The sequence below is a fragment of the Kribbella sp. NPDC058693 genome (genome assembly GCF_042715335.1).
In the GTDB taxonomy this organism is placed as follows: Bacteria; Actinomycetota; Actinomycetes; order Propionibacteriales; family Kribbellaceae; genus Kribbella; species Kribbella jiaozuonensis.
Genome location: NZ_JBHXSQ010000001.1, coordinates 269,929 through 292,076, shown reverse-complemented (window position 1 = coordinate 292,076; position 22,148 = coordinate 269,929). Strand labels below are relative to the sequence as shown.

Annotated in this window: 21 protein-coding genes; 10 read left to right on the top strand and 11 right to left on the bottom strand. The window is 68.8% G+C overall.

Translation table 11 applies throughout. The features are described 5' to 3' along the window. Window positions 1-137: 137 nt before the first annotated feature. The gene (locus tag ACFWUU_RS01430) at window positions 138-1,379 is read left to right on the top strand and encodes an Ig-like domain-containing protein (RefSeq protein WP_380171726.1); all 1,242 of its coding nucleotides are present in this window, start codon (window positions 138-140) and stop codon (window positions 1,377-1,379) included. 103 nt (window positions 1,380-1,482) lie between these two features. Here the strand turns inward: ACFWUU_RS01430 and ACFWUU_RS01425 are convergent, their stop codons facing one another. Beyond that, window positions 1,483-2,961, bottom strand: coding sequence for a DUF222 domain-containing protein (locus tag ACFWUU_RS01425; protein ID WP_380171724.1), 1,479 nt, complete (start codon window positions 2,959-2,961; stop codon window positions 1,483-1,485). 48 nt (window positions 2,962-3,009) lie between these two features. Continuing rightward, window positions 3,010-3,849 carry an alpha/beta fold hydrolase gene (locus ACFWUU_RS01420; protein WP_380171722.1) on the bottom strand — a complete coding sequence of 280 codons (840 nt, stop codon included), beginning with the start codon at window positions 3,847-3,849 and terminating at the stop codon, window positions 3,010-3,012. Between the two features lie 40 nt (window positions 3,850-3,889). On the opposite strand from ACFWUU_RS01420, the gene ACFWUU_RS01415 reads away from it, so the two are divergent. Beyond that, window positions 3,890-4,354: a MarR family winged helix-turn-helix transcriptional regulator gene (locus ACFWUU_RS01415; protein WP_380171720.1), complete on the top strand. Its 465-nt coding sequence runs from the start codon at window positions 3,890-3,892 to the stop codon at window positions 4,352-4,354. Window positions 4,355-4,403: 49 nt separating this feature from the next. Here the strand turns inward: ACFWUU_RS01415 and ACFWUU_RS01410 are convergent, their stop codons facing one another. Genes ACFWUU_RS01410 through ACFWUU_RS01395 form a run of 4 tightly spaced genes read right to left on the bottom strand, consistent with a single transcriptional unit; the run spans window position 4,404 to window position 8,645 of the window. After that, window positions 4,404-6,077, bottom strand: a complete 1,674-nt coding sequence (locus ACFWUU_RS01410) for a cytochrome bc complex cytochrome b subunit (protein ID WP_137254421.1) — start codon at window positions 6,075-6,077, stop codon at window positions 4,404-4,406. After that, window positions 6,074-7,123, bottom strand: coding sequence for a ubiquinol-cytochrome c reductase iron-sulfur subunit (locus ACFWUU_RS01405; RefSeq protein WP_137254422.1), 1,050 nt, complete (start codon window positions 7,121-7,123; stop codon window positions 6,074-6,076). Before ACFWUU_RS01405 ends, ACFWUU_RS01410 begins: the two co-directional genes overlap by 4 nt. Beyond that, window positions 7,120-7,986, bottom strand: coding sequence for a c-type cytochrome (locus ACFWUU_RS01400; RefSeq protein ID WP_137254423.1), 867 nt, complete (start codon window positions 7,984-7,986; stop codon window positions 7,120-7,122). The genes ACFWUU_RS01405 and ACFWUU_RS01400 overlap by 4 nt, the downstream gene beginning before the upstream one ends. After that, window positions 7,983-8,645 (bottom strand): heme-copper oxidase subunit III, encoded by a 663-nt coding sequence (locus tag ACFWUU_RS01395; RefSeq protein ID WP_137254424.1) that lies wholly within the window; start codon window positions 8,643-8,645, stop codon window positions 7,983-7,985. Before ACFWUU_RS01395 ends, ACFWUU_RS01400 begins: the two co-directional genes overlap by 4 nt. Window positions 8,646-8,727: 82 nt before the next feature. On the opposite strand from ACFWUU_RS01395, the gene ACFWUU_RS01390 reads away from it, so the two are divergent. From ACFWUU_RS01390 to trpD, 3 genes are read left to right on the top strand one after another with little or no spacing between them, the layout of a single operon-like run. After that, window positions 8,728-9,645 (top strand): cytochrome c oxidase assembly protein, encoded by a 918-nt coding sequence (locus ACFWUU_RS01390; protein WP_380171718.1) that lies wholly within the window; start codon window positions 8,728-8,730, stop codon window positions 9,643-9,645. A 45-nt stretch (window positions 9,646-9,690) separates the two neighbouring features. After that, window positions 9,691-10,110, top strand: a complete 420-nt coding sequence (locus tag ACFWUU_RS01385; RefSeq protein WP_137254426.1) for a response regulator transcription factor — start codon at window positions 9,691-9,693, stop codon at window positions 10,108-10,110. A gap of 3 nt (window positions 10,111-10,113) precedes the next feature. Beyond that, window positions 10,114-11,154 carry an anthranilate phosphoribosyltransferase gene (trpD, locus tag ACFWUU_RS01380; protein WP_380171716.1) on the top strand — a complete coding sequence of 347 codons (1,041 nt, stop codon included), beginning with the start codon at window positions 10,114-10,116 and terminating at the stop codon, window positions 11,152-11,154. 42 nt (window positions 11,155-11,196) lie between these two features. On the opposite strand, the gene ACFWUU_RS01375 is transcribed toward trpD, so the two are convergent. Beyond that, complete coding sequence (locus ACFWUU_RS01375) at window positions 11,197-12,249, bottom strand: hypothetical protein (RefSeq protein ID WP_380171714.1); 1,053 nt, start codon at window positions 12,247-12,249, stop codon at window positions 11,197-11,199. Here ACFWUU_RS01375 and ACFWUU_RS01370 point away from each other — a divergent pair. Continuing rightward, a complete protein-coding gene (locus ACFWUU_RS01370) occupies window positions 12,232-12,741 on the top strand; it encodes a hypothetical protein (RefSeq protein ID WP_380171712.1) in 510 nt (169 codons plus the stop codon). The two genes, ACFWUU_RS01375 and ACFWUU_RS01370, sit on opposite strands and share 18 nt — an antisense overlap. A gap of 220 nt (window positions 12,742-12,961) precedes the next feature. Here the strand turns inward: ACFWUU_RS01370 and ACFWUU_RS01365 are convergent, their stop codons facing one another. The 3 genes from ACFWUU_RS01365 to ACFWUU_RS01355 form a co-directional block, all read right to left on the bottom strand. Further along, entirely contained in the window at window positions 12,962-15,523 is a 2,562-nt protein-coding gene (locus tag ACFWUU_RS01365) for a DUF2510 domain-containing protein (RefSeq protein WP_380171710.1), read from the bottom strand. A 142-nt stretch (window positions 15,524-15,665) separates the two neighbouring features. Next, entirely contained in the window at window positions 15,666-15,953 is a 288-nt protein-coding gene (locus tag ACFWUU_RS01360) for an Lrp/AsnC family transcriptional regulator (protein WP_371401363.1), read from the bottom strand. A gap of 25 nt (window positions 15,954-15,978) precedes the next feature. Beyond that, a complete protein-coding gene (locus ACFWUU_RS01355) occupies window positions 15,979-16,764 on the bottom strand; it encodes a helix-turn-helix domain-containing protein (RefSeq protein WP_380171708.1) in 786 nt (261 codons plus the stop codon). A gap of 84 nt (window positions 16,765-16,848) precedes the next feature. Here ACFWUU_RS01355 and ACFWUU_RS01350 point away from each other — a divergent pair, with 84 nt between their 5' ends. Next, a complete protein-coding gene (locus ACFWUU_RS01350; protein WP_380171706.1) occupies window positions 16,849-17,259 on the top strand; it encodes a hypothetical protein in 411 nt (136 codons plus the stop codon). Here the strand turns inward: ACFWUU_RS01350 and ACFWUU_RS01345 are convergent. Further along, window positions 17,256-19,049, bottom strand: a complete 1,794-nt coding sequence (locus ACFWUU_RS01345) for a DEDD exonuclease domain-containing protein (protein WP_380171704.1) — start codon at window positions 19,047-19,049, stop codon at window positions 17,256-17,258. The two genes, ACFWUU_RS01350 and ACFWUU_RS01345, sit on opposite strands and share 4 nt — an antisense overlap. A 222-nt stretch (window positions 19,050-19,271) precedes the next feature. Here ACFWUU_RS01345 and ACFWUU_RS01340 point away from each other — a divergent pair, with 222 nt between their 5' ends. The 3 genes from ACFWUU_RS01340 to ACFWUU_RS01330 all read left to right on the top strand — a co-directional run bounded on the left by ACFWUU_RS01340 (window position 19,272) and on the right by ACFWUU_RS01330 (window position 22,146). Then, a complete protein-coding gene (locus tag ACFWUU_RS01340) occupies window positions 19,272-20,537 on the top strand; it encodes an NYN domain-containing protein (protein WP_380171702.1) in 1,266 nt (421 codons plus the stop codon). 81 nt (window positions 20,538-20,618) lie between these two features. Further along, window positions 20,619-20,876: a hypothetical protein gene (locus ACFWUU_RS01335; RefSeq protein WP_137254435.1), complete on the top strand. Its 258-nt coding sequence runs from the start codon at window positions 20,619-20,621 to the stop codon at window positions 20,874-20,876. Window positions 20,877-21,090: 214 nt separating this feature from the next. Next, window positions 21,091-22,146 (top strand): NlpC/P60 family protein, encoded by a 1,056-nt coding sequence (locus ACFWUU_RS01330; protein ID WP_380171700.1) that lies wholly within the window; start codon window positions 21,091-21,093, stop codon window positions 22,144-22,146. Window positions 22,147-22,148: the final 2 nt, after the last annotated feature.

Here is a 22,148-nt window from a genome sequence, read left to right as displayed (position 1 = left end):
AGGAATGCCACCGGTACGGACCGTTGTGGTCCGTACCAGTTGAGTGGCGGTGCGGTGCGAAGAAATGTCGCTGCGGCAGGTTACCCTTACCGCGGTTTGACTAAACAGGGGAGAGCTGGGGAATGGTGAGCGGTTCGGTGAGGAAGCACGGGCTTGCCGTGGCGGGGATCTGCGTGCTGCTGCTGGCCGGCACGGCCTGCAGTGACACGAAGGCCGACGGAGGTAACGGCGGCGGCGGTCAGTCGACCCCGTCCACGTCGCAGAGCAACTCGCCCGGTGCATCGACCACCCCGGGCGACTCGACCACGCCGTCGGAGTCGCCCGCGGCCAGCATCGCCGTCGTGCCCGCCAAGGGTGCGTCCTCGGTGCAGCCGGACAAGCCGGTGACCGTCACCACGACGGCCGGCAAGTTGTCCGAGATCACGCTGAAGGACGACGACGGCGACAAGGTGGCCGGCAGCTTCAACACCGAGAAGACCCAGTGGACCTCCACGGATCACCTCAAGCCGGGCGCGTCGTACACCGTGAGCGGCTCCGCCGAGGGCAGTGACGGCGGCAGCGTGCCGATCAGCTCGACATTCAAGACGCTGAAGGCGACCAAGAGCCTGAAGGCCTCGGTCGTCCCGCTGAACGGCGAGACCGTCGGCGTCGCGCTGCCGATCCAGATCTACTGGAACAACCCGGTCAAGGACCGCGCCGCGGTCGAGAAGCGGCTGAAGGTGACCACCTCGGTCCCGGTCACCGGCACCTGGCACTGGGTGAACAGCAAGCAGGTGAACTACCGGCCGATGAACTACTGGCCGGCCGGCACCAAGGTGGCGGTGAACATCGACACCCAGGGCGTCAACGCCGGTAACAACACCTGGGGCACCTCGAGCCGCAAGATCGCCTTCAGCATCGGCAAGTCGGTCGTCAGCAACGTCAGCGTCAAGAAGCACACGATGACCGTGACGATCAACGGCAAGCTGGCCCGCACCATCCCGATCACCGCCGGCAAGGACGGGTTCACCACCCGCAGCGGCGTCAAGGTGATCATGGAGAAGTTCACCACCAAGCGGATGGACGCGGCGACGATCGGCATCAAGCCGGGCGACCCGAACTACTACAACATCAGCGACGTGAAGTGGGCCCAGCGCGTCACCAGCTCCGGCGAGTTCATCCACGGCGCCCCGTGGTCGGCCGGCAGCCAGGGCAGCGCCAACGTCAGCCACGGCTGCGTCGGCATGAGCCTCGCCGACGCCCAGTGGTTCTTCAACCAGACCCTCCGCGGCGACCCCGTCACCGTCACCGGCACCACCCGCCACATGGAACCCGGCAACGGCTGGACCGACTGGAACACCACCTGGGCCGCGTACAAGAAGGGCTCCGCCCTCTCCTGAACAACGAGAGCGATTGAAGTCAGTGGTTGAACTGGGCCGGACACCTCACGGAGTCCGGCCCAGCGTCACGCCTCGGCGCTGAACAGTGCCAGTTTGAGCTCTGTCAGCCTGCGATCGGGTCTGCTGAGGCAAAGGCAGCCGCTTCCCGAAGGACGGCCACATCGGCCCTCCACCGAGACCGAGGCGGCCGGGCCACGCCAGGACTCCCGCCGGGCTGAGCGGCGGGCTGAGCGGCGGGCTCGGTAGTGGCTGCGCGTCCCGGCGACTCGGCGATCGGCGGCCCCAAGCCGCGGGGGTGATCGGCCGGCCGGAGGGCAGGTCGCCATCCGGCGGGATGATCGGCTCGGCGGAGGTCAGGTGGGTGTCTGCTGGGTGGGGGGTCGGCCCAGGTGGGGCGGGTGACGTGTACGGCGCCGTTGGTGATGGAGATGGTCCAGTTGCCGTGGTGGAGGTCTACGTGGTGGCGGCGGCAGAGGAGGGCGAGGTTTGAGATCTTGGTCTCGCCGCCGTCGACCCAGGAGATCAGATGATGGGCGTCGCACATGATCGGTGGTGCGCCGCAGATTACGCAGCCTCTGTCGCGCGCGTTGAGAGCGCGGCGCATCGCGCGGGTGACGAGCCGCTCGGAGCGGCCGACGTCCAACGGTTCCGAGTGCGACCCGAGCACCAACGGGATGATCTTCGCGTCGCAGGCGAGGCGCCGGACAGTCGCGGCCGACAGCCCATCGCCGTACACCAGTTGCCCGCTCGCGTCGGCGGTCGCCGCCTTCAGATCTTCGAAATCGATGGTTATCGTCACCTGCGGCTTGGCCGTCGACTGCTCGGCCTCGACCGCTCCGGCCGCGGTGCCGAGGGCAGCGGTCAGCGCGTCGGCCTGGCGCTTGTCGCGGGAGCGGGGATCGGGTTCGCCGTCGACGGTCTTGTGGGGGCGGGCGCCGGCGTGGATCAGGGCGCGGAACAGTTCGGCGTTCTCATTGGCGAGGTAGCCGCGGAACTTCACCCCGCGATCCGCGGGCGTCAAAGTCAGCGACTCGCGGCCGTACGCTTCGGTCTCCTCCGGCTCGGGCCCATCGGTGTCGAGGATTTCCCGCATCTGGTTGCCCGCCCGACGCAGCTCACCCGGTGACAGGTGTGCGGCCAGCTTCACCAGCTCGCGTTCGGCGGCGTCACGATCGTCGATCGGGACGTGAGCCGGCACCCGCTCCAGCGCCGAGACGATGGCGTCCGCCTGCGCAGGCCTCAGCAGCCATCCGTCAGCGTCGGCGTCGGCGTCGGCGGCAGGTGCATCGGATAACGCGCCGGTCCGATCGAGGGCAGCGGACACAGCCGGGTACTTCGACAGTGCCTGCGCGAGCCGAACGGTACGGCGGGCTGTCGGCGCGTCCAGGCGATAGCGGAAGCGCAGGAGCTCCGCGGTGTCCCGAGCACCGAGCTCGGCCGCGTACCCGGTGCTCTCTATGGTGGCGACCACACTCAGGCGATAGGACTCCAGGCGGGCGATCTCGGCATCCACCGCGTCGAGAGTCGACAGCAGTTCGCCGCCGCTCATCGACCACGCCGGCCGCTCGCCCAGGAGTTCCATACGTCGACCCTAGGCGGCTCTGTCGACGATCCGCGAACCAGAATCCCCTTATTCTGTGGGCAATTCGTGGGCCCACGCAGTCAACAGTCCAGCAACCACTTCCTCCGCGTGGAGGGACGGCAGCGAGTGGTGGGTCGCGGTCTCGAGCTGTACGACGGTGGCCGCCGGGCTGACCGTGGTGACGCGACGGGTGAGCCGGGCGGGGTCCTGGCTCTTGCTGCGGCCTGCCACGAACACCAGTGGAGCGATCGTTCGCAGCTGGTCGTCCGTGGGGCGTTTGGTGCGGACGAACGGCGTAGAGGGCTCCTCGGCGGCCAGCCCCGCCAGTTCGAGGACCTGAGGGTCGACGGGCAGGCCTTGGGTTTCCCAGCGGAGGAAGGAGATGCTGCGGGCCCGGGAGGGGCGTAGGAGGCTCGGCAGCGCTCGGAGGATGTAGGGGAGACGCAGGCCGGTGTAGCAGTCGGTCGGGTCGAGGAGGGCCAGGCGGGTGACGCGGTCCGGGTGGGTGATGGCGTAAGTGAGGGCGATCCAGGCGCCGTACGAGTGGCCGCAGAAGGCAGCCCGGTCGATGGTGAGGGCGTCGAGGACGTTGGTCAGCCACAGGTGCAGATCTTCGGGGGTCTTCGGGGTGCGGCCGGTGTTGGTGCTGCGGCCGGCGTCGACGATGAGGTCGAGGGCGTAGACGCGGTATTGCCGGGCCAGGTGGGGCGCGACGGTGAACCAGACGGGGGAGGTTGCGCCGTGGCCGGGGAGGAGTACGACGGGTGGGGCGTCTGCGGGGCCGCAGGCGTTGATGTGGGTGGTGCCGAACTCGTCGGTCAGTTCGAGTTGCTCGACCGGAACGTCCCAGCGGGTGAGGAGGGCGTCGTACGCGTCCTGGAAGGTCATGGTATCGAGAATAGCTCACTGAGTGAGGTAAATTGAGGGCATGCGTGAAGGAGTGATGCCGGCTGACCCCGAGCGGGCGGCCGCACTGGAGTTGGTGCATCGGCTGCGGGACGTCGCGCTCCGGTGGGAGCTCGCGATCGGGGAGTTCGCCAGGACGACCGGGCTGCACGCCACCGACGTACGCGCTCTGGTGAGCCTCCTGGACGCCGAGCGGGCCGGGGTGGAGGCCACGCCCAGCTGGCTCGCTCAGCAGCTTGGAATGACCTCTCAGGCGACGACAGCGGTCATCCACCGCCTGGAGGCCGCCGGGCACGTCGAACGGCTCAGAAGCCGCACAGACGGCCGCAGCGCCCGCCTCCAGGTCTCGGACAGCGCCGTCGACCTCGGCTGGCAGTTCTTCGGCCCGCTCCTCGACCGCATGATCGCCACCACGCAGACCCTCGACCCCGACCAGCAGAAGCTGGTGAACAGCTACCTGACCGCGGTCTCCGAAGCACTGGGATAAACGAAAGGGCCCCAGCGAGTGCCGGGGCCCTTCTTCGTTCGGTACGACGTCAGCTGCGGTCGCTGGTGACCTCGCGATAGGTCTCCGTGTCTTCCGTCAGTTCGTGGATCTCGTCGGCGTCGTGCGCGTGCTCGTGCGCCTCTTCGAGCTCCTGTGCGGTCGGCTTCTGCACCGCGTCGGCGAAGTAGAACCGGGACAGCGCGGCGCGGACCTTGTGCAGCGCCCGGCGCGGTGCGCGGACGCCGTTCTCGTCGGTCTCCGGACCGATCTCGTACGGCACGACCCGGTCCCGCGCGGTGAGCGAGTACGCCTCGTACGTCGAGATCGGCTGGTGCTTCTCGGTGTACTTGCCCTCGGGCGAGCGCACGATCACACCGGTCTCGAGGCCGTGGGTCAGGCGGGCGTGGTCGGCCCGCTGCAGCGAGATCGCCCAGCGGCGCGCCACCCAGAAGGCCAGGATCGGCCCCAGGATCACCGCGAACCGCAGGAACCAGGTCACGTTGTTCAGCGAGACACCGAAGTGGGTCGCGATCAGGTCGTTACCGCCACCGATCCACAGCAGCGCGTAGAAGGTGATGAACGCGACGCCGACACCGGTCCGGGTCGGGACGTCCCGCGGCCGGTCCAGCAGGTGGTGCTCGCGCTTGTCACCGGTGATCCAGCCTTCGATGAACGGATACAGCGCGACCAGCGTGACGAACGCGGGTGGAATGATCAGCGCCGGGATGAGCAGGTTCCAGCCCAGCGTGATACCCCAGAAATGCGACTCGAAGCCGGGGAATATTCGCACCGCGCCTTCCAGCCAGCCCATGTACCAGTCGGGCTGCGAGCCTGCCGTCACCTCGGCCGGGTTGTACGGCCCGTAGAGCCAGACCGGGTTGATCTGCATCACTGCGCCCATCAGGGCGGTGATGCCGAAGACCACGAAGAAGAAGCCGCCGGCCTTGGCCGTGTACACCGGGAACAGCGGGTAGCCGACCACGTTCTTCTGCGTCCGGCCGGGGCCGGCGTACTGCGTGTGCTTGTGGTACACGACCAGGAACAGGTGGGCCGTGACGAGGCCCAGGATGATTCCCGGTATCAGCAGCACGTGGACGATGAAGAATCTCGAGACGAAGTCGTCGCCCGGGAACTCACCGCCGAAGATGAAGAAGTTCATGTACGTGCCGACCACGGGTGACGCCTGGATCATGCCGTTGGTGATCCGCAGACCGGTGCCGGACAGCAGGTCGTCGGGCAGGCCGTAGCCGATGAAGCCCTCGACGATGCCGAGGAACAGCATGCCGAAGCCGATCAGCCAGTTCAGCTCACGCGGCTTGCGGAACGCGCCGGTGAAGAACATCCGGAGCAGGTGCACCATCATCGCGGCGATGAACAGCACGGCCGCCCAGTGGTGGATCTGCCGGACCAGCAGACCGCCGCGGACGTCGAAGGTGATGTCCAGCGTCGAGGCGTAGGCCTCCGACATGTGCAGACCCTTGAGCAGGCTGTACGAGCCGTTGTACTGGACCTCGGCCATCGACGGCTTGAACCAGAAGGTCAGGAACGTGCCGGTCAGGATCAGGATGATGAAGCTGTAGAGCGCGATCTCGCCCAGCATGAACGACCAGTGGTCGGGGAAGACCTTGCGCAGGTTCTTCTTCCCGATCTTCGCGATGCCGAGGCGATCGTCGACCCACTTGACCGGGCCGGGGAACTCTGTGTTTGTCGACACTGTTGTCACCCTCGTTCGAAGAAGCTCGGGCCGACCGGCTCTTGGAAGCCGCTCTGCGCAACCAGATAACCCTCGCTGTCCACTGCCAACGGTAGCTGAGGCAGCGGCCGGGCCGCAGGACCGAAGACGACCTTGGCGCTGTCGGACAGGTCGAAGGTCGACTGGTGACACGGGCAGAGCACGTGGTGCGTGGTCTGCTCGTACAGCGAGATCGGACAGCCGACGTGGGTGCAGATCTTCGAGTAGCACAGGATGCCGTCGACGCCCCAGTTCTCCCGGCCGGGCTTGGTGCGGATCTCGCTCGGCTTGATCCGGACCACGATCACCGCGGCCTTGGCCTTGGCGTTCTGGTACTCGGTCGCGTTCTCCTCCTGCAGCGGGGCCAGGTTGGCCGGCGCCGCGTTGACCAACTGGCCGACGATCAGGTCGGACGGCTTGATCGGGCGGTCGGTGACGTCGTTGACGACCCGGATGCCCTTCGCCCAGATCGTGTTGTAGAGCGCCCGGCCCGGCAGCGGGCCGAGGTCGCGGAGGAACACGATGGCCGGCAGCCCGAGCACGCCCAGCGCACCGATCAGCGAGTTGCGGATCATCTTGCGCCGGCCGAAGCCCGACTCGGCCGTGCCCTGCTTGAATGCCTCGGTGATCTCGGCGATCTGCTCCGGCGAGGAGTGCGCCGCGTGCCGGTCCTCGGAGATCTCCTCGTCGACCATCAGCTTCTTGGCCCACTGGATCGCGCCGGCGCCGATCAGGAACAGCGCCAGGCCGATGCACAGGCCCATGACCATGTTGTTCGCGTTGCCGGACAGCGGCCCGAAGACGAGCTCGGAGTCCCGCGGAATCGCGAAGTACGCCACGCAGGCCCCGAGCACCAGCACGGTGGCCAGGCCGAACATCGCCGAGACCTGCCGCTCGACGCGGTCTGCGGCCTTCGGGTCGATGTCGGTGATCCGCGGCTCGTGCGGCTCCAGGCCCGGGTCCGGAATCGGCTCCGCCACCTCGAGAGCGGTGCCGTGTTCCTCCTCCGGCTTCACCGGCAGATTGTCGTTACTCATTTGGCCTTCGCTCCCTTGGCCTTGACGCCCTTGGCGCCGATCCAGACCGCTACGCACACCAGCAGACCGATGCCGACGAACCAGCCCCACAGACCTTCGGAGACCGGGCCGAGCCGGCCGAGGCCGAAGCCGCCCGGGTCCTTCTGCGCCTGCAGTGCCTTCAGGTACGCGATGATGTCGCGCTTGTCCTCGGGCTGCATCACCTGGTCGGAGAAGACCGGCATCTGCTGCGGACCGGTCAGCATGGCCTCGTAGATGTGCTTCTCACTGACGCCCATCAGCGACGGCGCGTACTTGCCGTTCGGCAGTGCGCCACCGCGACCGGCGAAGTTGTGGCACGCCGTGCAGTTGGTACGGAACAGCTCGCCGCCACGGGTGATCTGCTCGTCGGTGGCCTTGCTCACGTCGTACGAGTCCTGCGCCGGGACCGCGGGGCCGGGGGCCAGCGAGGCGATGTACGCCGCCAGCGCCTCGATCTCCTCCTGCGTGTACGCCGGGCTCTTGCGCGGGATCTGCGCACCCGGCTGCATCGCCGGCATCCGGCCGGTACCGACCTGGAAGTCGACCGCGGCGGCGCCGACGCCGATCAGCGACGGGCCGGCCATCTTGCCCGCGCCGTTCCCGCCGCCCTCGGCGTTCAGGCCGTGGCAGCTGGAGCAGCCGACCGCGAAGAGCTTCTTGCCCTCCTCGATCTGCTGGGACTGGGCCGAGTTGTCCGCCACCGCGTTGTCAGGGGCGAAGGCGGCGTACGCCGAACCCACTGCCAGGAGGCCGAACAGGAGCACGACGAGGCCGGCGGACCGGTGCCGTCGTCGCGCGGAGAGAAAGCGCGCCGGTGACAAGGAAGGTCTCTTCTCACTCATTTGAGCAGGTAGATGGTCGCGAACAGGGCGATCCAGACCACGTCGACGAAGTGCCAGTAGTACGACACGACGATCGCCGAGACGGCCTGTTCGTGGGTGAACTTTCGAGCCATGTACGTCCTGGCCAGGACGAACACGAAGGCGATGAGGCCGCCGGTCACGTGCAGCGCGTGGAAACCGGTGGCCAGGTAGAACACCGAGCCGTAGGCGGTGGACGAGATCGTCAGACCCTCGTGAACCAAGCCGGTGTACTCGGTCACCTGGCCGGCGACGAAGACCGCGCCCATCAGGTACGTGAGGATGAACCACTCACGCATGCCCCAGTTCCGCGGGTTCGCCAGCGAGCCGACCCGGCCCACCTTGCCGTGCTCGGCGGCGAACACGCCGGCCTGGCAGGTGAACGACGAGGCGACCAGGATGAACGTGTTCACCGAGGCGAACGGGACGTCCAGGAGGTGCGTCGACACCTGCCACAGCGTCTCCGTACCCGGAGCGGCGGCGGCGGTCGTCACCGACCGGATCGTGAAGTACGCCGCGAACAGGGCGGCGAAGAACATCAGTTCGCTCGAGAGCCAGACGATCGTGCCGACACTGACCATGCTGGGACGGTCGTGGTGTCCGTGTTCACGAGACGCTGGGAGCGCGGTTGCAGTGGCCACGCGGTCATTATGTCGGTCCTCGCGTTCAGCGCTACGACCACCCCCGTGCATGTCGTGAACCGGGTGTTCCTACTGTTGAAGCGTGCTTCCCCTCCACGCCACGCCCGGCGACCAGATCGAGCCGTTGACACCGGTCCGGTTGCTGACGGCATGGACCTTCGAGCCGGTGTTACTCGGCGTGATCATCGTCCTCGGCGGGTTCTATCTGTACGGCGTCCACAAGCTGCGCAAACGCGGTGACAAATGGTCCCGGGCGCGCACGTTCTCGTTCGTCGGGCTCGGGCTGGGAAGTGCCGTGATCGCCACCCAGTCGGCGCTCGGCACCTACGACACGGTCCTGATCAGCGTGCACATGGTTCAGCACATGATCCTGTCGATGCTGACGCCGCTGATGATGGCGCTCGGCGCGCCGATCACGCTGGCGCTCCGGACGCTGCCGCCGCGGCCCCGGAAGTGGTTGCTCTCCGTGTTGCACTCGCGGATCGCCAAGGTGCTGTGCTTCCCGTTGATCGGGTTCACGCTGTTCGTCCTCAGCCCGTGGGCGTTGTACTTCAGCGGCTGGTACGACGCCACGCTGCACTCCGCCGTACTGCACGACCTGTTGCACCTGCACTTCATCCTGGTCGGGTCGCTGTTCTTCTGGCCGCTGCTCGGGCTCGATCCGGTGCCCGGCCGGGTGATCTATCCGTTCCGGTTGATGCTGACGTTCCTCACGCTGCCGTTCCACGCGTTCCTCGGCATCACGATCATGTCGGCAAACAAGCTGATCGCCGAGGACTGGTACACCAGCTTCGGCCGGTCCTGGCCGCCGTCGCCGCTGCGGGACCAGTACATCGCCGGCGGTCTGTTGTGGGGCTCGGGTGACCTCGTCGGCGTGGTGTTCTTCGCCGTACTGTTCGTCCAGTGGGTGCGGGAGTCGCAGCGTGAGGCACGCCGCGAGGACCGGCGCCTGGACCGGTTGGAGGAACAGGCTCGCCGGGCCGAACAGTCGCCCCGGTAGCATTCCGGGTGTCCAGTCTTCTTTGAACAAGCTTGGGATGGATCGATGAGTTCAGAGCGTCCGCTGAAGGTGCTGCTCTACAGCGACGACCGTACGACGCGGGAGTCCGTCCGGCTGGCCCTCGGCAAGCGTCCGGCGGCTGATCTGCCCGAGCTCGAGTACGTCGAGTGCGCGACCGAGCCGGCCGTGATCAAGACCATGGACAAGGGCGGGATCGACCTCGCCATCCTGGACGGCGAAGCGGTGCCGGCCGGCGGGATGGGTATCGCCCGGCAGTTGAAGGACGAGATCTTCCAGTGCCCGCCGATCCTGGTCCTCACCGGCCGTCCGCAGGACGCGTGGCTGGCGACCTGGTCGCGGGCCGAGGGCGCGGTCTCGCACCCGATCGACCCGGTCCGGATGGCCGAGGTCACCGCGGACCTGCTGCGCCAGCGCCTGGCCAAGCTGCCCGCCACGACTGCCTGAGTCATGGCCGCCTACACCTGGCCACAGGTGCTCGGGCCGCTGTTGCGGCATGAGGATCTGGAGGCCTCCGCCACTGCGTGGGCGATGGAGCAGATCCTGTCTGGCGCGGCGACGCCGGCGCAGTTGGCCGGGTTCGTGATCGCGCTGCGGTCCAAGGGCGAGACGGTCACCGAGGTCGAGGGCCTGGTCGCGACCATGCGCGACTTCGCCACCCGGATCAGCGTCTCCGGCCGGACGCTCGACGTCGTCGGCACCGGCGGTGATCAAGCCCACACGGTGAACATCAGCACGATGTCGGCGATCGTCGCGGCCGGCGCCGGGGCGAAGGTCGTCAAGCACGGCAACCGCGCGGCCTCGTCCGCGTGCGGTGCCGCCGACGTACTCGAGGAGCTGGGGATCCCGCTCGACCTCACCGGGCCGCAGGTGGCCGAGGTGGGGGAGCAGGTCGGGATCACGTTCTGCTTCGCGGCGGCGTTCCACCCGGCCCTGCGCAACGCGGCGGTGCCGCGGCGGGAGCTCGGCGTACCGACGACGTTCAATCTGCTGGGCCCGCTGGCGAATCCGGGCGATCCGTCCGCGCAGGCGGTCGGGGTCGCGGACGGGCGGGTGGCCGGGCTGATGGCCGGCGTACTCGCGCGGCGCGGGATCGACGCGCTCGTGTTCCACGGCGACGACGGGCTGGACGAGCTGACCACGCGGACGACGTCGCAGGTGTGGGTCGTCGGCGGCGGGAAGGTCGAGGGGCCGGTCACGCTGGATCCGCGCGAGCTGGGGATCGAGCCGGTGTCGGCGGATGCGTTGCGGGGCGCGGACGCGACGTACAACGCGAAGGTCGTGCGCGGGCTGGTCGACGCTGAGCCGGGGGCGGTGCGGGACGTCGTACTGCTGAACGCCGGGGCCGCGCTGGCGGCGTACACGCCGGAAGAGGGTTCGGTGACGGCGCGGATCCGGGCCGGGATGGACCGGGCCGCCGAGGCGATCGACTCCGGCGCAGCCAAGGACGTGCTGGACCGGTGGATCGCTGCCTGCGCTTCGGTGCGCTGAGTTTGGCGAAGGGCCGGCGGGGGTGACCCGCCGGCCCTTTCGTTATTTGTTGATCGCGATCTGGCTGACCTTGTAGCGCCAGACGTTCTGCCAGGCGGGGGTCGAGCCGGCGATGTCGGCGATCGCGACGTCCGCCGTACCGTCGCCGCGGTCGATCACGGCGATCATCACGGTCGAGTAGGTCTCGGTCAGCTTCGGCACCTTGACGACGACCTTGGCGACGATCTCGTGGCCCGGGTGGCCGTTGACCGTGATCGCCTTGTGGGTCGTGCCCTTCATCACCTGGGCGTTCTTGTCGTACAGGGCGACGATCGCGCGGGAGCCGATCTGTACGGCGGCCTCCTTCAGGCCGGCCGCGGTGTTCTTGTACGGGATGTCCGGCGGGAGCTGGCCGAAGGCGGTGTAGTTGCCCCAGGACGCGCCCTTGCCGTCGTAGTTCTTGTGCACGGTCAGCCAGATCGCGGCGCCGCCCCACAGGCCGGTGGTCTCGCCGTAGTTGCCCCAGGCCGAGCTCATGATCGGCATCGTGTCGTTGTTCGAGGCAACCATCACGGTGCCGAGAACCTTGCCGTACGGCGTCGGCGTCTCGGACGGCTTCACCGACGGGCTGACGGTGTCGATCGGCGTACCACCTGAGGGCAGGGCGACCGGGCTGACGGCGTCCGCCTTCGACCAGATCCAACCCACGCTCAGGCCGGTGGTAGCAAGAGCGGCGACGACCAGCACGATCGCACCGATCATCCGAGCCCGCCCACTGATCCCGGGCAGGCCGCCGATCCTGCCGTCGCCGTTCCCGCCGGGCAGCCGCCCGCCGTCGCCGTTCCCGCCGGGCAGCCGCCCGCCGGTGCCGACCACGCCGTAGGTATTACTCGCGCCGACGGGGCGCGTACCAGCGGCGGCGTGCGAGCCGGCGGCGTGTGCTCCGGCGCCTTGCCCGGTCGCACGCGAGATCGTCTGCCCGAGCGAGGGTTGCCCGGCCGCGCCGGACTGCTGCGGCGGTCCGGCGTGCTGTCCGTGCTGAGGCCCAGTAGCCTGCGTCTGCCACCCAGCCTGCCGAGGCCCACGCGACGGCGCACCTTGCGGCGGCCCCCACATCTGCCCACCCTGCGGCTGACCGAGGGGTGGCTGCTGCGGACCGGCTTGTCCCGGCGGGCGCTGGCCCGGTTGCGGTTGCCCGGCTTGCGGCTGCCCAAGGGGCGGTTGCTGCGGACCGGCTTGTGCCGGTGGACGCTGACCCGGTTGCGGTTGCGGTTGCGGTTGCGGTTGCGGTTGCGGCTGCCCGGCTTGCGGCTGCCCGGCTTGCGGCTGGCTGAGGGGTGGCTGCTGGGGACCGGCTTGTCCTGGTGGGCGCTGGCCTGGCTGCGGTTGCCCGGTATGAGCCGGACCAGCGTGTCCCGGAGCCGGCTGAGCCGACCACGGGGGTTGCCCGCCCGGGCCTGGCTGGCCGGGTTGGCCGGCGGGTTGGGGGCTGCGGGGTGGGGCGGCGTGTTGTGGGCGGGTGTGCTGTGGGTTGGGTTGCTGGGGGGCCGGCTGTTGGGGCGGTTGGACGCCCCACGTCTGGCCGCCCGGCTGCGGTTGGCCGGGTAGTTGCCAGCCGGGGTTTGCGGGGGCCGCGTGTTGCGGGCGGGCCGGCGGCGGGGGTGGTGGAGCGGGGGCGGGGGACTGGCCGAAGAGGGCATCCCCGGAGTCGGACGGGCTCTCCGGGGTGTTCTGCGCAGGCTGGACCCACGGGTTGGCGGAGTCGCCGGATGTGGGTACCGCGGGCGGCCCGCCGTCGCCGGTGTGGGACGGGGTCTGGTCTTCGTTCTCAGCCAACGTTGATTCCCTTGTAGGCCTGGCTCTCGGCCGCCTTCAGATCTGGGCGGTTGTTGGGGATGCCGCTGATGTAGGCGACCGCCGTTCCGTCACCGAGGTCGAAAACGGCCACCGTCAGCGTAAGCACTCGATCGGTCACTGCCGCCGACTTTGCGGTCACGGTTTGCTGGTAGAACCAGCCTGACTTGTTCGTCCGCTTCACCGCGCCGTTCGCGACCGTCCGGTACGTCGCCGGGATCGACCCGTACATGCTCGTCCGCAGCTGCCCCGACAGCGTCGCCGCCGTCGCCTTCGGGTCGCCGTTGAAGCCCGACCCGGTCCCGAGGCCGCCGACGAAGATGTCCGCGGTCCAGTCGTCGGCGCCGCTGACGCTCTCCTGCAGGACGATGTGCTGGCCGCTGGAGTTGAGCAGCTGCTGGACCAGGCGCTTGCGGTCCGACCACGGCGGGTTCCGGCGCGGGAACGAGATCGCGTCCGACGAGATCCGTCCGATGCCCTCGTGCAGCTTCGGGTTCTTGGACTGGCCCGGCTTGGTGCTGCTCTGGTTCGTCGGCGTGCCGGTCGACTGTGTCGGCGTACCTGTCGGGTTCGGGTCGGCCTTCTTGTCGTCGCCTCCGCCGGTGATCAGCACCACCGCGAGAACGATCAGGAGCACCAGTGCGACCCCGCCGCCGAGGATCAACGGCAGCTTGGCACCGGACCGGCCGCCACCACCGCCGCCGGAGCCCTTCGACTTCTTGCTCCCGACGCCGGTGCTCAGGTCGGTCTGCCCGCCCCAGGCCTCGTTCTCGTCCTCACCCCAGGCACGCTGGGTCTGCTGCTCGCCCCAAGCCTGCTGTACTCCGCCTTGCTGTACTCCGCCTTGCGGGCCGGCGTTCTGCTGCACACCCCACTGCTGCTGCTCGCCCTGCCCGTTGCCCCACGGCTGCCCGCCGTTCTGCTGCACAGGTGCGGAGTGCTGCTGGCCTTCGCCCCAGCTCGGGTCGTTGCCCCAGCCGTTGCTCGTCTGCTGGTCGCCGTTCTGCTGTACGGGCCAACTCTGCCCGCCCCACTGCTGGTCGCCGACCTGACCGTTCTGCGTCTCGGCGGTCGCCTGCGGACCCCACGGCCCCGACTCCTGTACTGCGTGTTGGTCACCTACAGCCCAGCCGTTGTCCGCCGCCGGCGCGTCATTCCCCGCCGAACCCCAACCCTGCTCAGCACCCCAGCCCTGCCCCTGCTCAGCCTGACCGGCTACCCAGCCTTCACCCTGCTCAGCCTGACCGGCTCCGGCTCCCCAGCCCTGAGCCTGCTCGGCCTGACCGGCTCCCCAGGGCTGGTTCTGCTCCGGCTCCTGTACTGCGGGCTGCTGCTGGGTGGGCTGGTCGCCCCAGAGCTGGACCGGCACCGGCTGTTCCTGCGTTGCGTCGTCCGCGTCCGGCATGGTCCACAGCGGCGCGGCGGGATGGTCCGGTGTCTGCAGGTCCTCTTCGTCGCTGGCCTCGACACCCCACGACGGTTGATCGCTCGTCTGCTGGTCGCCCTGGTCGCCCTGGTCGCCCGCCTGGCTACCCCAGTCCGGCTGCAACTGCGCCGCCACCTCAGCCGCGTCCGCTGCCTGTACCTCCGGGTCCTCGCTCACGTCCGCACTCGGCACGCCCGGCTGCACGTCCTCCTTCGGCGTCGGCGCGAACCTCGGCTGTTCGGTGAAGCTGACGTCCGACCAGCCGTCAGTCGGCTCAACAGCTGCCTCGCTGGTCTCGCTGGCCTCGCTCGGCGAGGGCGCGAGCTTCAAGGTCCAGCTGCCGGCCGGTGTCTCGGCCTGCTGAGCTGGTACGTCGGCTGGTACTTCGGCAGCCGCCGTACCGTCCTCCGCCGCGAGCTCCTCCTCGGTCACCTCGCGCTGGGTCCAGTGCTCCGGGGGAGCGGGCGCGATCTCCGGCGCACCCCACGTCGCCTGGGCTCGCTCGGCCGCGCTCGGCCCGGGATCCTGGGCGGGCTCGTCCGGAGTCACCGCGCGTAGACGCGGTCCACCGTTCGCTTGCGTGGCGTCGTTGGTCGGCTCGAGGTCCCAGAGCTGCGGAGTAGGCGTCGGCTGCCACCAGCCGCCGGGATCCGCCTGCTCGTCCGGAGACTCCTGCTGTGGCTGCTGCACAGGCTCCTGCACAGACCGCAGACCAGGCCCACCCGTCTCAGCCCCAACAGACTCCCGCCGAACCGGCTCCTGCCGAGCCGACTCGCGCCGATCCGGCTCCCGCTGGACTGGCTCTTGCCGAACCGGGCCACGCTGGACTGGCTCTTGCCGAACCGACTCCCGCTGGACCGGCTCCTGCCGAGCCGGTTCGCGCCGCATCGGCTCCTGACGGACCGGCTCCTGCTGGACCGGCTCATGCCGAGCTGCCTCCCGCTGAGCTGGCGGCAGTTGAGCCGGCTCCTGAAGGATCGGGTCCGAGTGGGCGGCAGTTTCCTCCTGCTCGATCTCGGTCTCGTTGGTCCACTTCTCCCCGTTCCAGAAGCGGATGGTGTTCGGCTGGCCGGTGGGGTCGGGGTACCAGCCGGCGGGCGGATTGCTCATCCGCGTCCTCGCTCGGCGGTCGGCGCGAACGGACGACGCGCACACGCACGAAGTACGCCGTTGTCGGCACGGAACTGGCCCCGGACGTTCATGTGTTCACCGTAACTTCAGCTCGTGTCAGTCGGACCGATCGGAGCAGTGCTCAGACACCGTCCTCTTCGCCGAGGCTGAAGGCCGCCTCCAGGTCGTGGCTGGAGTACGCGCGGAACGCGATGTGCGTCTCGGTGCTGAGTACGCCGGGCACCCGGTTCACGTGCTCGGGGATGACCGTGGCCAGGTCGTCGTGCCGCGCGACCCGGACCAGCGCGATCAGGTCGAGCCCGCCGGTGACGGAGTACACCTCGCTGACGCCCTCGATCGCCGCCACCTGCTCGGCGACCTCCGGGATCCGTGCGACGTCGGCCTTGATGAACACGATCGCGGTGACCATGCCGTCCTCTCCTCGGTACTCACATCTAGACCCGCTGAAGCATAGTGCGATCGAGGCCCCGCAACGCCCTCGCCGTCGGTTCGTCCGCAGGCAGGAACGCCTCCATCCGCAGTTCCGACACGGTCACGTCGATCGCCGTACCGAACCTGGTCAGCGTGGTGACGAGATGCAGGTCACCGTCGGGCGAGCGGAGCTGGAGCGGGACGGCGAAACCCAGGTGGTCCGGAGCCGGCCGAGGCGGGATCACCGCGATGAGCTCCTGGATCAGAGCGTCCGACGACGGCGACGGGTACTGCGCGGCCTCCCGGGTCAGCGCATCGATGACGTGCCAGGACCATTGCGCGAAGTTGACGATCCGTGGAGCCAGGCCGGCCGGATCCAGCAGCAGCCGGGGGAGGTTGACCGGTGCCGTCAGCAGATGCTCCGCCACGCCGGCAGTAAGGACCTCGAAGGCGTGGTTCGCGAGGACCAGGTTGCCGATGCGGTCGACGACGACCGCCGGATACGGGCGGTGTCCCTCGAGGATCGCGGCCAGCGCGGTCCGGACCGCCTCGAGTCCAGGCGCGTCGTACGGCGTCTCGTCGTACGCCGGAGCGTATCCGCCGGCGAGCAGCAACGCGTTCCGCTCGCGCAGCGGGACCTGGAGCGACTCGGCCAGCCGGATAACCATCTCGCGCCCCGGCGCCGACCGACCGCTCTCGATGAAGCTGACATGACGCTGCGTCGTCCTGGCGCGAATCGCCAACTCGAGCTGACTCACTCGCCGCCGGGTCCGCCACGACCGCAGCCCTGCGGACAACTCTGATCCCATGCTGCAGTTCTAACCCATGCCACCGACAATCCATACCCAGCAGGGAATTGTCGGCCCACGACCCCTCCCGGCAAGGTCGTAGCCATGAACAGCAAAGACCTTGCAACCCGCTATGTAGCAGTCTGGAACGAGCCCGACGCCGACACCCGCCGCAAGGCGATCAAGGACCTGTGGACGGAGGACGGCGTACACCTTCTCGAGCCGCCCGAGGAGATCGCGAAGCGCGCCGAGGAGATCGGTGTCACCGCGTCCCTGGAAGCCCGCGGCCACGAGGAGCTCGTACGCCGGGTCACCTGCGCGTACGACGAGTTCGTCGCGCCCGGGCAGTACGAATTCGTCCCGCACGGCGAGCCGGCCGCGCTCCGCGATCTGGTCAAACTGCGCTGGGCGATGGTTCCGGCCGGCGGGGGAGAGGCGCTTGCCATCGGCATCGATCTCCTCCTGCTCGCCCCCGACGGCCGGATCCGCACCGACTACCAGTTCATCGAGGTCTAACCCACCCGCGCCGGACCCAATGGCCGCATGTGCCGGCGGCGTTCGGTCGGGTGGTGGTGGGCGTCGGAGTGGGAGTTGTCGAGGCGGGTGAGGTGGCGGCCGGCGCCGCTGACCGGGCAGGTCCAGGTGCCGTCCATCTCGACCAGGCGGATGCCGGGGAGCTCGAGCCAGCGCAGGATCAGCTCGATCTCCTCCGGTGACGCCGCCGCCACCGGGCCGATGCCGGGCAGCACGGTCTCGGCGGACGCCCGGAGCATCTCCAGATGCGGCCGCGGGTCCGTGCCGCGCGGCGTGAAGCCGGCCGCCGCGAGCCGGCCGCGCCGGATCACGTGCAGCTCCCAGCCGCCGTCCTCGGTCCGCCGGGCCGCGCAGATCTCGGCGCACCCGGTCACCGACGCCATCCGCTGCATCCGCGCCGAGCTCCGCACGAACGCGCTCAACCGATCCCGATGTACGGCGGCATCCTCGAACCGCTCGTCCGCCGACAACAGGTCGATCCGCCGGTCCAGTGCCTCGACCACCGGCGTCGGATCCACGGTCAGCGCCGTCCGCAGCCCGGCCACGAACTCGCCGTACGAATCCATCGAGATCCGCCCGTCGCACGGCGCGACACACCGCCCCATCTCGGCCAGCACACACGGCGACAGCGAAGGGTGCTTCGACATCCGCGCGGTGCACTGCCGGATCGGGAACGCCTCGTGCAGCGCGGCCATCGCCCGCTCGGCCGTCTTCCGCGAGCTGAACGGCCCGAGGTACCCGGCGTCGTCGTCACGCACCTGTTTGACCAGGGACAGGCGTGGAAACGGCTCGACCGTGACCTTCAGCCAATGCTGCCGCTCGGGGAACTTCGACCGCCGGTTGTACCGCGGCTTGTGCTCCGCGATCAGCCGCAGCTCCCGTACTTCGGCCTCCAGCGGCGTGCCGCACTCGATCCCGCGGACGCCGGTCGCGATACCGACCATCTCGCCGATCCGGTTGCGCGTTTCGGAGGCGGTGAAGTACGACCGGACGCGGGTGCGCAGGTCCTTGGACTTCCCGACGTACAGCACCTCGCCGCGGTCGTCGGTGAACAGGTACACACCCGGTGCGTGCGGCAACGTTTCGGCCAGGTGGCGCTTGGCCCGGACGGCCGGCGCGACCCGCGACGAGTACGTCTGCAGGTCCTCCAACGTTTGCACGCCCAACGACCCGACCCGCTCGAACAGCCCGTGCAGCACGTCGACGGTCGCCCGCGCGTCGGACAGCGCCCGGTGGTTCGGCGTCGTCGTAGTGCGGAAAAGCTTCGCCAATGTCCCGAGCTTGCAGTTCGGCGCCTCGTCCGGGGTGATCACGCGCCTGGCCAGTAGCGCGGTGTCGACGACGGCGAAGTCGGGCCAGTCGTACCCGTGCACGAGGCTCTCGTGTTTCAGGAAGCCCATGTCGAACGGCGCGTTGTGCGCGACCATCACGCACCCGTGCGCGAACTCCAGGAACGCGGGCAGCACCGACTCGATCCGCGGTGACGTGGCAACCATCGAGTTCGTGATGCCGGTGAGTACGGCGATGAACGGCGGGATCGTCTCCGATGGGTTGACCAACGTCTGGAACTCGCCGACGACTTCGCCGGCCCGGACCTTCACCGCGCCGATCTCGGTGATGCCGCCCTCGCCGGGCGGATTGCCCGTGGTCTCGAGGTCGACGACGCAGAACGTGATGTCGCGCAGCGGAGTACCCAGGTCGTCGAAACTGTGCTGCACACCGCGGATCGGCATCGTCGAATCCGAGGCCTGCGCATGCCCTGGGCTGGTCATGGTCACGACGCTAAGAGCCGCCACCGACAATTCCGCAGGTGACACGCCTGCGAGTCGACTAGGCTCTCTGTATGCGTACACAGGCGATCACTGCGAATCAGGGCCACACGCCCGTTCGCTGTGGTCTGCGTCACTGGAGCATCAGCTGCCAGGTAGTCGTTCCAGCCGGACTGCGGACCGGTGACTGAGGCCGGCACCGCCGCGAGCTCCGCCGCTACGACTTTGCCTGAACCGGTCCGGCAACGCGTCCTGACCCTCGCCGCACATGCCCTCGGCCAGCTCCCCGCAACCGACATCCCGGCCCCGCTGCGCCGGTTCGCCAGCTTCGCGCCGGCGAAACGGGCCAAGCTGTCCGCCTCGGTGCTCGGTCCGATCCTCGAGACCGACGAGCACTTCCGCAAACTGACGGCCTTCGAGGTACGGCGGGAGCACCCGGAGCTCGGCGACGCCGTGGCCGACGGCGTACCGGTCCCGGCGGCCGACCCGGTCGAGGTGGCCGCCCTCGCGTACCTGCTGCGACCCGACGACTGGGAGCAACGCATCGCAGCGGCCGCCCAGGTCCCCGTGGAGAACCCGCGCGCCGACGAGGAAGCCGTCCACCGGCTCGCCGATCAGCTGGATCAGGCCCGCACCGAGACCCGTCAGGTCCGCGAACGCCTTCGTGAACAGGTCAACGAGCTCAAGGCCGAGAACGTCGCGCTTCGCCGCAAGCTGAACGATGCCCGGCAGAAGATCACCGGTCTGCAGACCGATCTCGAGCAACGCACCAAAGAGGCCGAGACCGCCGACGAACGCGTCGACGCCGCCCGCGCCGAAGTTGAGCGGGACCTGCGCAAGCTACGGACCCGGATCACTGAGCTGGAAGCGATCGAGCACGCGGCCCGCCGTACTGCGGGACAGGAGCGGGAGCTCGCGTCGACACGCACCCGCCTGCTGCTCGACACGTTGCTGGAGGCAGCGAGCGGACTGCGTCGTGAGCTGGCCCTGCCACCTGGAGGAGAGTTCCGCCCAGCGGACACAGTGGCCGGTTCAGAGCCCGAGGCGGCTCCGGTCGGACGTACTGCGCCTGAGGACGACCCGGCGCTGTTCGACGAACTGTTGGCGTTGCCGCAGGTTCATCTGATCATCGATGGCTACAACGTGACGAAGACCGCATGGCCGAACTCGCCACTGCATTCGCAACGTCAGCGACTCGTCACCGCGCTTGGTGCGTTGGTCGCACAACGTCGTGTCGAGATCACCGTGGTCTTCGACGGCGCCGAACTCTCGGGCCCTGTGCAACTGAATCCACCACGCGGCGTGCGGGTGCGGTTCAGTCCGGCCGGTGTGATCGCCGATGACGTGATCCGGCAACTGGTCCGCGCCGAGCCGCCGGGCCGCCCGGTCGTTGTCGTCTCCACCGACCGCGAAGTTGCCGACAGCATCATCAAACTCGGCGCCCGGGCACTCTCGGCAAGCAGTCTGATTTCACGCATCGCACGCACCTGACGACGAAAACTGTCGGCGGGGTTCTCTAGCGTCCTTCTCAGCCGGATGCAAGTCCGGGTGCTTCCCCACTTGGAGGATGTTGTGCTGATCGACTGCGACGCCTGTGTGATGAAGGGTCCGGGCTGCCAGGACTGCGTGGTGACGGTGGTGCTCGGGTTCGCTGCGGAGCGCTCCGGAAGTCTTCGCATCGACGACGACGAGATGGCCGCGCTGGACGCGCTGGCCGATTCCGGTCTGGTGCCACCGTTACGCCTAGTACACGCCGTCAGCAGTGTCGAGCTCGATGCTGCTGCGCAAACCCCTTCCGATGAAGGCGAAACGATCGTTGGGTCGGGATGATCCTTCGTTAATTTTGGATCAAACCCGAGGGGCGAATTGCACTGGTCACGAAACGGTCACTACTGTTACGTCTCGTTGCCTCAGGGTGTCGGCCGCTCCGGCCGACCGGGCAGCGGTAAGCCGAGGGAGTGATCCGGCGGATCCGCGGACATGATGTCCGCGCCGAGCCTGGTCAACGGGGACGGCGCGAGCAGAGGAAGGGACCGACCGGGCTGTGTCCATCGGACGCATCAACCGCACCAAGGGAATCGCCCTCGCCGCCATCACCAGCACCGCTGTCGCTGCGGGCGTGATCCTGATCCAGGGAGCGGCCAGCGCCGACCCCGCGCCCACCCTGGACCAGGCGAAGAAGCAGGTCGCCGAGCTCCAGCACCAGGCCGAGGTGTCCGGTGAGTCGGCCAACGACCTCCGCGGGCAGATCAGCGCCTCCGCCGCGCGCGTGAAGGCCTTGCAGGCCGCGATCGCGAAGCAGCAGGGCCAGGTCGACGGTGTGAAGCGGCAGATCGGATCCCTCGCGGTCGCCGGGTACCAGACCTCTGGCATCTCCACCACGGCGCAGCTGCTGCTGTCGACCAACCCGGACCAGTTCCTCAGCCAGGCGTCCACCGCCCAGGCCTTCGCCGGCCAGCAGAACTCCGCGCTGCGTCGCTACCAGGTCGCACAGGGCAAGCTCACCGACCTGCAGGCCAGCGAGCAGACCGAGCTGTCCGCGTTGCAGTCCGTGCAGGCGAAGCAGGACGCGTTCAAGAAGCAGCTGCAGACCAACCTCGACAACGCCGAGAAGGTGCTCGACAAGCTCAGCGCCGCCGACCGTAAGCGGATCGAGGAAGAGAACGCCAAGGCGGCGGAGAAGGCGCGCAGCGAGCGCCCGACCCGCAGTGGCGACCGGGAGAGCACGGACCTGCCGAACGTGCCGGCCAGCGGCCGTGCGGCGATCGCGGTCAACGCCGCTCTCTCCCAGCTCGGCGACCCGTACGTGTGGGGTGCCGACGGCCCGAGCTCCTACGACTGCTCCGGCCTGATGATGTACGCGTGGGGCAAGGCCGGCGTCTCGCTGTCGCACTCCTCGAAGGCGCAGACCGGCGAGGGCCGCCACGTCAGCAAGTCCGACCTGATGCCGGGCGACCTGATCTTCTACTACTCCCCGGTCAGCCACGTCGCGATGTACCTCGGCAACGGCCGGATCGTGCACGCACCGCGTCCGGGTAAGAGCGTCGAGATCGCCCCGATGGACGAGATGCCGTACAACTCCGCGGTGCGCCCGGGCTGACC